Raw genomic sequence first — 13899 nt, 5'->3', positions numbered from 1 at the left:
GTAGGTGGGGTTGCCGCGAATTTAGTCCCGCGGAGCGCCGAGTGCCATTGTGTTCGCGTTGAAACACCATTCCAGAATCGGCAACAATGCCCCTGCGACACGTTGCGATTCACGAAGGAATGGGGGTTTACGGGTGATCTGCGTCAACCTCTCGAATTTGTGCAACGCAGTGTTGCGCCGTTGTCGTACAAAGCGCGACGTCAAAACCGACGCCTGGGGAGGGGGGAACGCTTCCGAAGCGGGCGAATCGGAGAGAGTGCGGACGACCGCGTTGGCTTTTTTGCTTGTCTTTTTGCTGCTTCGCACGAACCGGCCTTGCGCCGATCCGTTGATTTTTTTCGAGGTTACATGATTCATCGTCCGCCCGCTCCGAACTCCGCAAATGCGCAGAAACTCCAGCGCATCGCGTCAACGGGGCTGTTTGCCACGCTCGTGCTCGTCGCCCTGTGGGTCGTGCGCGAGTTCCTTCCTGCCGTCGCGTGGGCTGGCGTGCTCGCCATCGTGCTCTGGCCGGCTTATCAGGTCATCGAACGGCATCGCTGGTTCCGCCGCCGCACGACCGCGATCGCCACGGTGCTGACGGCCGCGATCGCGCTGCTGGTCGTGCTGCCGATCGCGATCACCGCGATCCAGGCGGGCGGCGAGGCGCACGATCTCTATCTCTGGTTCCATGCGGCCCAGGAGAACGGCTTGCCGGTGCCCGACTTCGTCGCGCGCCTGCCGGTAGGCGTCCACCAGGTGACCGACTGGTGGCAGGCCAATCTCGCGCAGCCGCTCAAGACGTCGTCGGCGATGAAGAGCCTGCATGGCGATGCGCTCGTCGAGTTCGGGCGGCACTTCGGCGCGCGCGCGGCACGGGCGTCGATGACGTTCGGCTTCATGCTCGTCACGCTGTTCGTGATCTTCCAGGCCGGGCCGCGCCTCTCCGGCACGCTGATGCACGGCGCGCACCGCGCGTTCGGCGACGACGGCGCCGAGCTGCTGCGCTGCATGGCCGAGGCCGTGCGCGCCACGGTTACCGGGCTCGTGGTGGTGGGCCTGGGCGAGGGCGTGATGCTGGGCGCGGCCTATCTCGTGACCGGGGTGCCGCACGCGGCGCTGCTCGGCACCGTCACCGCCGTGGCGGCCATGCTGCCGTTCTGCGCGCCCGTCGTGTTCGGGCTCGCGGGGCTATGGCTGCTGGTGCAGGGATCGGTCGTCGCGGCCGTCGGACTCCTGGTGTGGGGCTGCGTGGTCGTATTCGTCGCCGAGCATTTCGTGCGGCCCGTGCTGATCGGCAATTCCACGCGCCTGCCGTTTCTGCTCGTGCTGTTCGGCATACTGGGCGGGGCGACGACGTTCGGGCTGATCGGCATCTTCATCGGTCCGGCGCTCATGACCGTGCTGATGGTGCTCTGGGCTAACTGGGCCACGGCGTGAACCGCTCGATCGGGGCTCGCACCGTGGCGCGGCCAGCCGGGCTCACTGCGCTTCGCGCACGCACGCGAGCGTGAACTTGAGCGCGGCGGGCAGCAGCGCGCGCCATACGGGCCAGACATGCCCGCCGTCTACGATGCGTAGCGCCGCCGGGTTGCCCGCCTCGCGCAGGCGCGTATAGAGCAGCGACGCCTCGGCCTGGATCACGAGGTCGTCGTCGCCGGCGGCGATAAAGAAGGGCAGCCGCCACGGCTGCGCGAAGTAGCCGTTCCACAGTGCCGGATAGTTGAGCGCGCGCCAGACGGGCGCATCGAACTGGTGCTCGCCGAACACGCCCACGCGCCGCGCCGACGATGTTAGCGGCGGATCGTTCGCGTAGATCGCGGGTGAGAGCAGGAGCGCGCCGCAGAACGCGTCGGGCCGCTCCATCGCATAGCGCAGCGCGCCGAAGCCGCCCATCGAGACACCGCCTATCGCTCGTGCGCCGCGCGTTTCGGCCACCGGGAAATGACGCTCGATCTCGGGCAACAGGTCGTCGAAGAACGCCGTTTCCATCTTCTCCTTGCGATCGACATACCAGTCGGTGCCGCCCTGCGGCATCACGATCACGACCGGCGCGATCTCGTGGCGTGCGATCAGCGTGTCCGCGGCCGTTTGCAGGTCGCCTTGCGTCACCCAGTCCATGGCGTCGCCGCCGTTGCCGTGCAGGAGGTAAAGCACGGGATAGCGCGCCGCGTCGGCACGATATCCCGTCGGCAGGTACACGACGTACGACCAGTCGCGGTCGAGCGCCGCCGAGTGGAACGTGCGCACGGCAATCGTGCTCGCCATGGCGGGCAGGGCCAGCGCGGCGCCGAGCGTCAGTAGCGCGGTTCGGAAGAGTCGGCGCATGGCGGGGAGGGGAAGGGGAATCGGGTGATGCGCCGCCGGCGCGGCGCCACCATGCTAGCAGGCGCATGGGGCAGCCTGCCAGCGTGTTTCAGGCGGAGGACGCTTTGACTCTCGCGGGCAGCAGGCGCTTGAGCGGGTCCGATGCGCGGGCGACGGCAAAAAGCGCGCCGAGGGCGGCGGCATCGGCGGCAAGGCCGAGCGGCACGTTCAGATAGCCGTCCGTGTACCAGTAGAGCACCGAGTCGACAACGAGCGAAATCACCGCGCCCGCCACGAACGAGAGCAGACCCTTGCGGCCGACGAGGCCGATCCAAGGCAGCGCGCGGGCCATGCGCCTTGCCCAGCCCAGCCGGATCGCGTGGGCCGTGAGCCACGCGACGCCGAGGAAGTTCAGCACGCGGAACCACGCAAGATGGCGCTTGAAGTCGCCGTCCAGCACGATGTTGCCCAGATGCAGGCGATAGCCGGCGGCTGCCCCGGCCACACCGAGCGCCGCGAACGTGACGATCCAGCCTAGCCGGTGTGCGTTCGCTCGCTGGAACACCGGCTGCGTCCGGGCAATCACGCCGAGCACGAAGAGCAACTGCCAGGCGAGCGGATTGAAATCCCATTGCATGTCTTCGACGTGCGGCAGCCACGGAGTCGCGAACGGTGCGAGCGCCCACAGCGCCATGCTGAGCCCGAGCAGCCGCCAGGGCTTCGAGCGCGCGAGCGGCAGCGCCAGCGGTGCGGCCAGCGCGAAGCACGCGTACATGGGCAGCACGGCCGCCAGATAGGGCTGGCGACGCAGCAGCACGATGTCGCGCAGCACGGCGGCGGGGGTCAGTGCGAGATCGTCGAGGTCGTCGGTGGCGAGGTTCGGGGCATCGATGTCGCAGGCGGTCAGGATCGCCGTGACGACCAGCATCAGGAGCGCCGTGACCACGAAGGCGCGGTAGATCTCGAACGCGCGGCGCAGGAAGCGCTGGCGCGCGGCGGCTTCCGTGCGGCGCGTGCAGAGCGCGGACCAGGCGGTGGCCGTGGCGTACCCGCCCAGAAAGACGAACACTTCGGCCGCATCGCAAAACGCGTAGGCGTGCAGGGTGACGCGCGACACGATGCTGCCGCCGATGTGATCGACGACGATGATGAGCAGAACGAGGCCGCGGAAAAAGTCGAGTTCGACGAGACGGTTGGATGACTGTGACATGGGTTGGGCGAGCGGGCCGGTCGGGCCGCGACAGATCGGGCCGAGGCGTGTGCGGCGCGATGAGCGGGTTTCCGGTCATCGGGGCCGGAGCAGGGCGTCAATACTACATTAATTTCATATTGCTTTCAGTGCGCGAGGCCTGCCGGCTCAAGTTTTGCCGCCATCCTGCCGATATGGGGTGAAGACCGGTAAGGGTCATATCGGGCCCGCATTCAGCGCTGCATTCGACCCCGCATTCAGCCCGAATACCACTGCTTAAGAGTTGTATCAGAGTGTGAGTCGCGGCCGGAAGAATGTGAAATGCGTTTTACAATGCCGAGTCGATTTTGAGATTGTAATCGTCCGTTCGAGACGGGCGATGCCGTGATATAGCGGTCTTTTCTTCGAAGAAGAGAGACGATTGGGTACAGATCGAAGCGGGCCGGGCGGCTGTGTGCGCCGGGTCGACGCGACGCCGGGAGCGCGCCAGACGCCGCATACCGCGCCGCTTGCGCCCCGCGCGTCCAGCGCCGGCCGCCGAGATTGCAAGGAGGTAAGCATGTTCAACGCTCATGGTGGCCAGCGTGCCAAAGGTCTGAAAGCGCTCTGGGCCGCGATCGGGATCGCAGTCCTGGTCGCGGGTTGCGCGAACGTCGGTCAGGACCAGCAACCGCAGCCGCCGCAACCGCAGCCGGAACCGTCCGCTTCGGCCAGCCCGGCATCGGCGCCGGCCGCCAACGCGGCTTCCGCCGCCGCGGCGACTCAGGCCGATCCGACCACCCGCGTGGTGACGAAGACCACGTGGGTGCGCGTGCGACGCGGCGATTCACTGCAGCGGATCGCTCAGGCGCACGACTGCAGCGTGAAGGACCTCGAGACCTGGAATCACATCAGGCATGGACACGTGCGCACGGGACAGTCGCTCAAGATCGTCTCGAAGCAAACGATTACCGTCCAGGCCGCCGCGAGTACCGGCGGCGCAGCCGCCGCTGCGGCCAACCCGGCCGAAAATCGCGAGGTGGCGTCGGAAGTGGCGCGTCACGCCCAGAGCGTCGCGCTCGTCTGGCCGGCGCAGGGGTCGGTTGTCGAGGGCTTCCAGGCGGGCGAGACGCGCGGTATCGAGATCGCGGGCAAGGCCGGCGACCCTGTGCTCGCGGCCGCGGACGGCAAGGTGATGTACGCGGGTACGGGCCTCAACGAGTACGGCAGCCTCATCATCGTCCAGCACAACAAGGATTTCCTGACCGCGTACTCGCACAACCGGCGCCTGCTCGTGAAGATGGGCGACATGGTGCGCCAGGGGCAGCAGATCGCGGAGATGGGCAACGAGGACAACGATCGTGTGGCCGTGCTGTTCGAGGTGCGCCGCGACGGCAAGCCGGTCGATCCGATGCCGTATTTGCCGCCGCAACCGATCGCGAGCAACTGACGTCCGTTTTTCCTATGAAAAAAAGCCGCCCCCCGCGATGTGTCGGAGAGGCGGCTTTCGGCATTTTCAGGCGAGCTTTGCGGGCGGGTAGGTCAGGTTAGCCCCTGAAAATGCGTATTTCCGGCACCCGCACCCAGCCTTCCATCAGCACGCGCGCACTGCGGCTCATGATGGCCTTCGTGACGGTCCACTCGCCGTTCTCCACTCGCGCCTCGGCGCCCACGCGCAGCGTGCCCGAGGGGTGACCGAAGCGCACCGCGTTGCGTTCGCCGCCGCCCGCCGCGAGGTTCACGAGCGTGCCGGGGATCGCCGCCGCCGTGCCGATCGCCACCGCCGCCGTGCCCATCATCGCGTGATGCAGCTTGCCCATCGACATCGCCCGCACGAGCAGGTCCACGTCCTCGGCGCCCACGCGTTTGCCGCTTGAGGCCGTGTAGGCCTGCGGCTTCGCGACGAAGGCGATCTTGGGCGTGTGCTGGCGTGTGGCGATCTCGTCGAGCGACTTGATGAGGCCCATGCGCAGCGCGCCATGGGCGCGGATCGTCTCGAACTTGTCGAGCGCCGCGGCGTCGCCGTTGATCGCGTCCTGCAGTTCGGTGCCCGTGTAGCCGATAGCTTCGGCATTGACGAAGATCGTCGGGATGCCCGCATTGATCATCGTCGCCTTCAGCGTGCCCACGCCGGGCACTTCGAGGTCGTCCACGAGCTTGCCCGTGGGGAACATCGCGCCGCCCGCGCCGTCTTCTTCGGCGGCGGGGTCGAGAAACTCGAGCTGCACTTCGGCGGCGGGGAAGGTCACGCCGTCCAGTTCGAAATCGCCGGTTTCCTGCACCGCGCCGTGGGTGACCGGGACGTGCGCAATGATCGTCTTGCCGATATTGGCTTGCCAGATGCGCACGATGGCCACCCCGTCGTGCGGAATGCGGTTTGCGTCCACGAGGCCGCCGCTGATCGCGAACGGCCCCACGGCCGCCGAGAGATTGCCGCAGTTGCCGCTCCAGTCCACGAATGCCTTGTCGATGGCGACCTGGCCGAACAGGTAATCGACGTCGTGGTCGGGCCGGCTGCTTTTCGCGACGATCACGGTCTTGCTCGTGCTCGACGTCGCGCCGCCCATGCCGTCGATCTGCTTGCCGTAGGGGTCGGGGCTGCCGATCACGCGCAGGAGCAGCGCATCGCGCGCGGCGCCCGGCTGCTGCGCCACTTCGGGCAGATCCTGCAGACGGAAGAACACGCCTTTGCTGGTGCCGCCGCGCAGGTAGGTGGCGGGAATCCTGATTTGAGGTTCGTGGGCCATGAAAGCTCTGTCCTGTGATCGAAACGGGCGGCACGTCGCTGTGCCGCCCTCGTATTGCATCGAAGCGACGGTTTACGCCGCGGCCCTGGACGATTCGAGGAAGTCCTGCGCGAAACGCTGCAGCACGCCGCCCGCCTCGTAGATCGAAACTTCCTCCGCGGTGTCGAGCCGGCAGGTCACGGGCACTTCCACGCGCTCGCCGTTCCTCCGCTGGATCACGAGCGCGAGATCGGCGCGCGGCCTGCGCTCGCCGATCACGTCGAAGGTCTCGGTGCCGTCGATGCCGAGCGTCGTGCGGTTCGTGCCGGCCTTGAACTCCAGCGGCAGCACGCCCATGCCGATCAGGTTAGTGCGGTGAATGCGCTCGAACCCTTCGGCGACGATCGCTTCCACGCCCGCGAGCCGCACGCCCTTGGCCGCCCAGTCGCGCGAGCTGCCCTGGCCGTAGTCGGCCCCCGCGACGATGATGAGCGGCTGCTTGCGCTCCATGTAGGTTTCGATGGCTTCCCACATGCGCGTGACCTTGCCTTCCGGCTCGATGCGGGCGAGCGAGCCCTTCTTCACGGCGCCGTCCACCACGGCCATTTCGTTGACGAGCGTGGGGTTCGCGAAGGTGGCGCGCTGGGCCGTGAGGTGATCGCCGCGGTGCGTCGCGTACGAGTTGAAGTCCTCTTCGGGCAGGCCCATTTTCGCGAGGTACTCGCCCGCCGCACTGTTGGGCAAAATCGCGTTGGAGGGCGAGAGATGGTCGGTCGTGATGTTGTCGCCGAGCACGGCGAGCGGCCGCAGCCCGCGCAGCGTGCGCTCGCCGGCCAGCGCGCCTTCCCAGTACGGCGGGCGGCGGATGTAGGTGCTTTGCGCACGCCAGTCGTACAGCGGATCGGCCGCCTCGCTGCGCGAGGCAGTGATGGCGAACATCGGTTCGTACACCTTGCGAAACTGCTCGGGCTTCACGCTTTGCACGACGATGGCATCGATTTCCTCGTCGCTCGGCCAGAGGTCTTTCAGGTAGACCGGCTTGCCATTCTGGTCGGTGCCGAGCGCATCCTTTTCGATGTCGAAGCGGATCGTACCGGCGATGGCGTACGCCACCACGAGCGGCGGCGAGGCGAGGAAGGCCTGCTTCGCGTACGGGTGGATGCGGCCGTCGAAGTTGCGGTTGCCCGAGAGCACGGCCGTGGCGTAGAGGTCGCGGTCGATGATCTCCTGCTGGATCTTCGGATCGAGCGCGCCCGACATGCCGTTGCACGTGGTGCACGCGAACGCCACGATGCCGAAGCCGAGCTTTTCGAGTTCGGGCAGCAGTTTCGCTTCTTCGAGGTAGAGCTCGACGGCTTTCGATCCCGGCGCGAGCGAGCTCTTCACCCACGGCTTGCGCGTGAGGCCGCGCGCGTTCGCGTTGCGCGCGAGCAGGGCGGCCGCGATCACGTTGCGCGGGTTGCTCGTGTTCGTGCAGCTCGTAATGGCGGCGATGATCACTGCGCCGTCCGGCATCTGGCCCGGCGTTTCTTCCCACTTGCCCGCGATGCCGCGCTCGGCCAGCGCCGAGGTGGGCAGGCGCTTGTGCGGATTCGACGGGCCGGCCATGTTGCGCACGACGGAGGACAGATCGAATGTGAGCGTACGCTCGTATTGCGCATGAGCGAGCGCATCGGCCCACAGGCCCGCCGTCTTCGCATAGGTCTCGACGAGCTTGACCTGCTCTTCGTCGCGGCCCGTGAGGCGCAGATAGTCGAGCGTCTGGTTGTCGATGAAGAACATCGCGGCCGTCGCGCCATATTCGGGGGCCATGTTCGAGATCGTGGCGCGGTCGCCGAGCGTGAGGCTCGACGCGCCTGCTCCACGGAACTCCAGATACGCACCCACGACCTTTTCCTTGCGCAGGAATTCGGTGAGCGCGAGCACGATGTCGGTGGCGGTGATGCCAGGCTGGCGCTTGCCCGTGAGTTCCACGCCCACGATATCGGGCAGGCGCATCCACGAGGCGCGGCCGAGCATGACGTTCTCCGCTTCGAGCCCGCCCACGCCGATGGCGATCACGCCGAGCGCGTCCACATGCGGCGTATGGCTGTCCGTGCCGACACAGGTATCGGGGTACGCCACGCCTTCGGTGACGCCGATCACGGGCGACATCTTCTCCAGATTGATCTGGTGCATGATGCCGTTGCCGGGCGGGATCACGTCGACGTTCTGGAAGGACTGCTTCGTCCAGTTGATGAAGTCGAAGCGGTCAACGTTGCGGCGGTCCTCGATTGCACGGTTCTTCGCGAACGCGTCCGGGTCGAAGCCGCCGCATTCCACGGCGAGCGAGTGGTCGACGATCAGTTGCACCGGCACGACCGGATTTACTTTCGCCGGGTCGCCGCCCTGGTCGGCGATGGCGTCGCGCAGGCCCGCGAGGTCGACGAGCGCGGTTTGCCCGAGGATGTCGTGGCAGACCACGCGCGCTGGATACCACGGAAAGTCGAGGTCGCGCTTGCGTTCGATGAGCTGCGTGAGCGAGGCGGCGAGCGTGGCCGGGTCGCAGCGGCGCGCGAGGTTCTCGGCGAGCACGCGCGAGGTGTAAGGTAAGGTGTCCCAGGCGCCGGGCCGGATGGCTTCGACGGCTTCGCGCGCGTCGAAGTAGTCGAGCCGGGTGCCCGGAAGGGATTTGCGGTAGGCGGTGTTCATGGGAATTCGCTTCGCGGAAATCAGCGCTTGCCGATCGGCACGAACTTCAGGTTCTCCGGACCGGTGTAATTCGCGCTCGGACGAATGATCTTGTTGTCGATGCGCTGTTCGATGATGTGCGCGCTCCAGCCGGCCGTGCGCGCGATCACGAACACCGGCGTGAACATCGCGGTCGGCACGCCCATCATGTGGTACGACACGGCGCTGAACCAGTCGAGGTTCGGGAACATCTTCTTGATGTCCCACATCGTCGATTCGAGGCGCTCGGCGATGTTGAAGAGCTTCAGGTTCGACTGCTCCTTCGAGAGCTTGCGCGCCACTTCCTTGATGACCTTGTTGCGCGGGTCCGAGATCGTGTAGACCGGGTGGCCGAAACCGATCACGACTTCCTTCGCTTCCACGCGGCGGCGGATGTCGGCTTCCGCGTCGTCCGGGTTTTCATAGCGCGACTGGATCTCGAACGCCACCTCGTTCGCGCCGCCGTGCTTCGGGCCGCGCAGCGCGCCGATCGCGCCCGTGATGGCCGAGTACATGTCCGAGCCCGTGCCCGCGATCACGCGGCCCGTGAACGTCGAAGCGTTGAACTCGTGTTCGGCGTAGAGGTTCAGCGAGACGTGCATCGCATCGACCCACGACTTCGACGGCTCGCGGCCGTGCAGCAGGTGCAGGAAGTGACCGCCGATCGAATCGTCGTCGGTTTCCACTTCGATGCGCTTGCCGTTGTGCGAGTAGTGGTACCAGTACAGCAGCATGGAGCCGAGCGAGGCCATCAGGCGGTCGGCGATGTCGCGCGCGCCCGGCAGATTGTGGTCGTCCTTTTCGGGCAGCACGGTGCCGAGCACGGAAACGCCCGTGCGCATCACGTCCATCGGGTGCGCCGAAGCGGGCACCCACTCCAGCGCCGCTTTCACGTTCGCGGGCAGACCGCGCAGGGCCTTGAGCTTCGTCTTGTAGGCGACGAGTTCGGCCGCGTTCGGCAGCTTGCCGTGCACGAGCAGGTAAGCGACTTCTTCGAACTCGCAGGCGGTGGCCAGATCGAGAATGTCGTAGCCGCGGTAGTGCAGGTCGTTGCCGGTGCGGCCCACGGTGCACAGCGCCGTGTTGCCCGCCGCCACGCCCGAGAGCGCGACCGACTTCTTCGGCTTGAAGCCGCCTGCGCCCTGTGCCTTGGTATCTGCTTCGCTCATGGTGTCGTCCTCTTGATGATGTCTCGAATGGTTCAGATGCGGGAGTGAACGCAATGAATCGCGTGACTGCGCTACGTTTACTTCTTCGCGGCGAACAGCTCGTCGAGCTTGTCTTCGTACGCGTGATAGCCGAGGTATTTGTAGAGATCCTCGCGCGTCTGCATGGTCGAAACGGCCGCTTTCTGCGTGCCGTCGCGCTTCACGGTCTCGTAGAAGTTCAGCGCCGCCGCATTCATCGCGCGGTACGCGCCGCAGCAGTAGAGCGCGATGTCCACGTTCGCGCTCTTCAGTTCTTCCGTCGTGAAGAACGGCGTCGAGCCGAACTCGGTCAGGTTCGCGAGAATCGGCACCTTCACGGCGGCCCTGAAGCGGCGATAGTCGTCGAGCGTTTTCATCGCTTCCGGGAAAATCATGTCGGCGCCGGCCTCGACGTAGGCCACCGCGCGCTCGATCGCCGCATCGATGCCTTCCACCGCGGCCGCGTCGGTGCGCGCCATGATCACGAACTGGTCGTCCGTGCGCGCGTCCACGGCGGCCTTCACGCGGTCCACCATCTCGTCGGTCGGCACCACTTCCTTGTTCGGGCGGTGGCCGCAGCGCTTCTGGCCCACCTGGTCTTCCATATGCACGGCCGCGACGCCGGCCTTGATGAACGACTTGACGGTGCGCGCGATGTTGAAGGCGCCGCCCCAGCCGGTGTCGATGTCGACCATCAGCGGAATCTCGACGGCGTCGGTGATGCGGCGGGCGTCGATGAGCACGTCGTCCATCGTGCTGATGCCGAGGTCGGGCACGCCGAGCGAATTGGCGGCCACGCCGCCGCCGGAGAGGTAGACGGCCTTGAAGCCGGTCTGCTCGGCAAGCTTGGCGGCATAGGCGGTGATGGCGCCGACGACCTGCAGCGGTTGTTCTGCGGCGACGGCCGCGCGGAATTTCGCGCCGGCGCTGGTGGGGGTTCGGTTGGTCATGCTGGATGTCTCCGATGAAATCGCGACTCGATATTGCAGTTACCGTGCCAGGGCGGAGTGGCGGGGCTAACGCATTGATTTTCCGCCAAATTGGCTGGACGGTCCGCGCTGCGCGCATTGCGATTCTGAAATTGGAGTTTCAAATTTGAAATCCGGGCGATAATGTCGCTTCCCGCCTTACCGCAGCGACCGGCACCATGACCCGCTTTCCCGTTCCCTCCGAATTCCGCCCGCGCGTCTGGGCCATGGGCATCAGCCGCCTGCGCGACCTGTTTCGCGATATCGCCCGCGAATACGACGATCTCGCCGACCTGCGGGTGGTCGCGCGCGGCTTCGAGGAGGCGGTGGCCGAGATCGCGGCGGCGGGGCCGAATCAGCGGCCCGACGTCATCGTCGCGGCGGGTTCGAACGGCGGCTATCTGAAGGCGCGTATCGACGTGCCGGTCGTGCTGCTGCAGCCCACCGGCTTCGACGTGATGCAGGCGCTGGCCCGCGCGCGCCGCGAAACCGAGGTCGTCGCGCTTGTCACCTATGGCGAGACGCCCGCCGAGGTGCGCCGTTTCGCGAGCGCCTGGGGGCTCGACGTGGTGTTCGCGTCGTACCGCACCGTGCAGGACGCGGAGGCCTGTGTGCTCGACCTGCGCGACCGTGGCGTGGGCGCGGTCGTGGGGCCGGGCCTCGTCAACGATCTGGCCGCGCGGCTCGGGCTCGTGCCGTTCTTCGTCTACTCGCATTCCTCCGTGCGCGCGGCGTTCGACAATGCGCTCGAAGTCGCGCTGGCCACCTGGCGCGAGACGCAGCGCCGCCAGCGTCTGGACAGCGTGCTGCAGCACCTGCGCGACGGCGTGGTGGCGCTCGACTCGGAAGGGCGCGTGGAGGCGATCAACCAGCGTCTTGCCGCCGTGCTCGGCGTCGATCCGGCGCTGGCGGCGGGCCGGTCGCTCGCCGAGCTGGCGCCGGACATTGCCTTCGCGCTGCCCGAGGCCGACGGCGAATCGCTCGAAACCGTGCGGGGCGTGAGCTATGTCGTGCACCGTGGGCCGCTCGTCGACAACGGCGTGACGACGGGCGCCGTGCTCACGTTCCAGGAGTCGCGCGCGGTGGAGCGGCTCGACCGCACGCTGCGCACGCGCCAGCGCACCCAGCAGTTCGTGGCGCGCTACCGGCTCGACGACCTGAGCGGCGCGACGCCGGGCATCGAGCGCGTGCGCCAGCTCGCGAAGCGCTACGCGAAATCGGACGCCACCGTGCTGATCCGCGGCGAGAGCGGTACCGGCAAGGAGATGGTCGCGCAGGGCATTCACCGCGAGAGCGCGCGGCGCGATTTTCCGTTCGTGGCGATCAACTGCGGCGCGTTTCCCGAGGCGCTGCTGGAGAGCGAACTGTTCGGCTACGAGGAGGGCGCCTTCACGGGCGCGCGGCGCGGCGGCAAGGTCGGCCTGATCGAGGCCGCGCATCGCGGCACGCTCTTTCTCGACGAGATCGGCGAGATGCCGCTGCCGCTGCAGAGCCGCCTGTTGCGCGTGCTGCAGGAGCGCGAGGTGGTGCGCCTCGGCGCGACGGAGCCCACGCGCGTGGACGTGCGCGTGGTGGCGGCGACGCACCGCTCGCTCGCGGGGCAGATCGAGGCCGGCGAGTTTCGCGCCGACCTTTACTATCGGCTGAACATTCTCAATCTCGCGATTCCGGCCTTGCGCGAGCGCGCGGCCGATGTCGTGCCGCTCGCCGCCGAACTATTGCTGCAAGCGGCGCGCCGCGAGCCGCGCGTCGCGCTGCGCATTCGTACGGCGGAATCGGCATTCGCGACGCTCGCGCCGGTCGCAGAGGCGCTCGTGCGTCACGACTGGCCCGGCAACGTGCGCGAGTTGCAGAACGTGGTGGAGCGCATCGTGGTGGAGCTGGCCGACACGGACGTCGAAGCGATTCCGGTGGACGTGCTGCGCTCGATTGCGCCGGAGGTGTTCGACTCGTCTGTGGCGCCCGACGCTGCCGTGGCGGGGGGCGCCGTGCCGACGCTACGCGAGCGCAGCCTGAGCCTGGAGGCGGAAGAGATTCGCGCAGCGCTCGAAGCCTGCGGCGGAGACCGCGACCGCGTGTGCGAGATGCTGGGCATCAGCAAGACGACGTTGTGGCGGCGCCTGGCCGCCGTGCGCGAGGCGGGCGGTTCTGCCACTACGGCTGCGCGCAAGCGCGCGGCGCGCGGCGGGTGAGACAGGAACGGGAGCCGGCCCGCGATCGCGGCGCGGCGCCGTTCGCCTCAGGCGTCCTGCGCGCCGCGCAGGAGCGGCGTGACTTGCCCGTGCAGTTGCGCGACATGCGGGCTCACCTGTAGCAGCGCCTGATAGCGCTCGAAAAACTCCTTCGACTCCTCGCCCGAAAACAACGAGCAGACCGCCTGCGCGGCGCCGATCCGGTCGTCGTCGGTCGCGTCTTTCGCGTCCAGCGATTCGTCGATGTTCGTGATCACGCTCGAAAGCGGCATGAGCCAGCGGAAGCCCGTGCCGTTGATCAGCACCTGGAGGAACGCCGCGGGCGTAACGGGTCCGAACTCGCGTTCGTACTCCGCGCGCTCGTGGTCGAGGATGGCCTTGTGCAGCGTGAGGAGCGGCTTGCGGACTTCGTTGAGAAACTGCCTTGCGCGTTGCTCGTTCATCTTGCGGCTCCTTCGGTGCCGCGCGCGCCGCGCGGCGGGTCGTGGGGTTCTGCGGACGATGGTAGCGCAAGGCCTGCCTCTCCGCGTGTCGCAAGCAGGGCCCGCAACCGCGCGGGAACCTGGACACCCGGGCGGCCGGCTTTCTGCACGCGTTTAACTGCGGCGCTACACTCAACCGGTTCTCGGCAGGTCGCGCTGGCAGGGCCATGCGCATTGGCTT

Annotated in this window: 11 protein-coding genes; 3 read left to right on the top strand and 8 right to left on the bottom strand. The window is 67.3% G+C overall.

From position 1 onward, the window contains the following. Positions 1-21: 21 nt before the first annotated feature. On the bottom strand, positions 22-357 hold the full coding sequence (locus WJ542_RS20995; RefSeq protein ID WP_411191378.1) for a hypothetical protein: 336 nt from the start codon (positions 355-357) through the stop codon (positions 22-24). Between WJ542_RS20995 and WJ542_RS20990 the strand changes: the two genes are divergently transcribed. After that, complete coding sequence (locus tag WJ542_RS20990; RefSeq protein ID WP_411191377.1) at positions 349-1419, top strand: AI-2E family transporter; 1071 nt, start codon at positions 349-351, stop codon at positions 1417-1419. The two genes, WJ542_RS20995 and WJ542_RS20990, sit on opposite strands and share 9 nt — an antisense overlap. Before the next feature lie 42 nt (positions 1420-1461). Here the strand turns inward: WJ542_RS20990 and WJ542_RS20985 are convergent, their stop codons facing one another. Together WJ542_RS20985 and WJ542_RS20980 are read right to left on the bottom strand one after the other, a co-directional pair. Beyond that, positions 1462-2307 carry an alpha/beta hydrolase gene (locus tag WJ542_RS20985; RefSeq protein WP_411191376.1) on the bottom strand — a complete coding sequence of 282 codons (846 nt, stop codon included), beginning with the start codon at positions 2305-2307 and terminating at the stop codon, positions 1462-1464. A gap of 88 nt (positions 2308-2395) precedes the next feature. Further along, entirely contained in the window at positions 2396-3496 is a 1101-nt protein-coding gene (locus WJ542_RS20980) for an OpgC domain-containing protein (protein ID WP_411191375.1), read from the bottom strand. Between the two features lie 538 nt (positions 3497-4034). Between WJ542_RS20980 and WJ542_RS20975 the strand changes: the two genes are divergently transcribed. Continuing rightward, a complete protein-coding gene (locus WJ542_RS20975; RefSeq protein ID WP_411191374.1) occupies positions 4035-4904 on the top strand; it encodes a peptidoglycan DD-metalloendopeptidase family protein in 870 nt (289 codons plus the stop codon). A 97-nt stretch (positions 4905-5001) separates the two neighbouring features. Here WJ542_RS20975 and prpF read toward each other — a convergent pair whose 3' ends face one another. From prpF to prpB, 4 genes are all read right to left on the bottom strand, one after another. Continuing rightward, a complete protein-coding gene (prpF, locus tag WJ542_RS20970; RefSeq protein ID WP_411191373.1) occupies positions 5002-6201 on the bottom strand; it encodes a 2-methylaconitate cis-trans isomerase PrpF in 1200 nt (399 codons plus the stop codon). Positions 6202-6273: 72 nt separating this feature from the next. Further along, entirely contained in the window at positions 6274-8871 is a 2598-nt protein-coding gene (gene acnD / locus WJ542_RS20965; protein WP_411191372.1) for a Fe/S-dependent 2-methylisocitrate dehydratase AcnD, read from the bottom strand. 20 nt (positions 8872-8891) lie between these two features. Next, entirely contained in the window at positions 8892-10058 is a 1167-nt protein-coding gene (prpC, locus tag WJ542_RS20960; RefSeq protein WP_411191370.1) for a bifunctional 2-methylcitrate synthase/citrate synthase, read from the bottom strand. Between the two features lie 77 nt (positions 10059-10135). After that, positions 10136-11026 (bottom strand): methylisocitrate lyase, encoded by an 891-nt coding sequence (prpB, locus tag WJ542_RS20955; RefSeq protein WP_411191369.1) that lies wholly within the window; start codon positions 11024-11026, stop codon positions 10136-10138. Positions 11027-11223: 197 nt separating this feature from the next. On the opposite strand from prpB, the gene prpR reads away from it, so the two are divergent. Further along, the gene (gene prpR / locus WJ542_RS20950) at positions 11224-13236 is read left to right on the top strand and encodes a propionate catabolism operon regulatory protein PrpR (protein ID WP_411191367.1); all 2013 of its coding nucleotides are present in this window, start codon (positions 11224-11226) and stop codon (positions 13234-13236) included. A 47-nt stretch (positions 13237-13283) separates the two neighbouring features. Here prpR and WJ542_RS20945 read toward each other — a convergent pair whose 3' ends face one another. After that, positions 13284-13679, bottom strand: a complete 396-nt coding sequence (locus WJ542_RS20945; RefSeq protein WP_411191366.1) for a thioredoxin domain-containing protein — start codon at positions 13677-13679, stop codon at positions 13284-13286. Positions 13680-13899: the final 220 nt, after the last annotated feature.

Origin of the sequence: Paraburkholderia yinzeri, from assembly GCF_046581065.1 — a bacterium.
In the GTDB taxonomy this organism is placed as follows: Bacteria; Pseudomonadota; Gammaproteobacteria; order Burkholderiales; family Burkholderiaceae; genus Paraburkholderia.
This window is presented reverse-complemented; position numbering and strand designations above follow the sequence as displayed.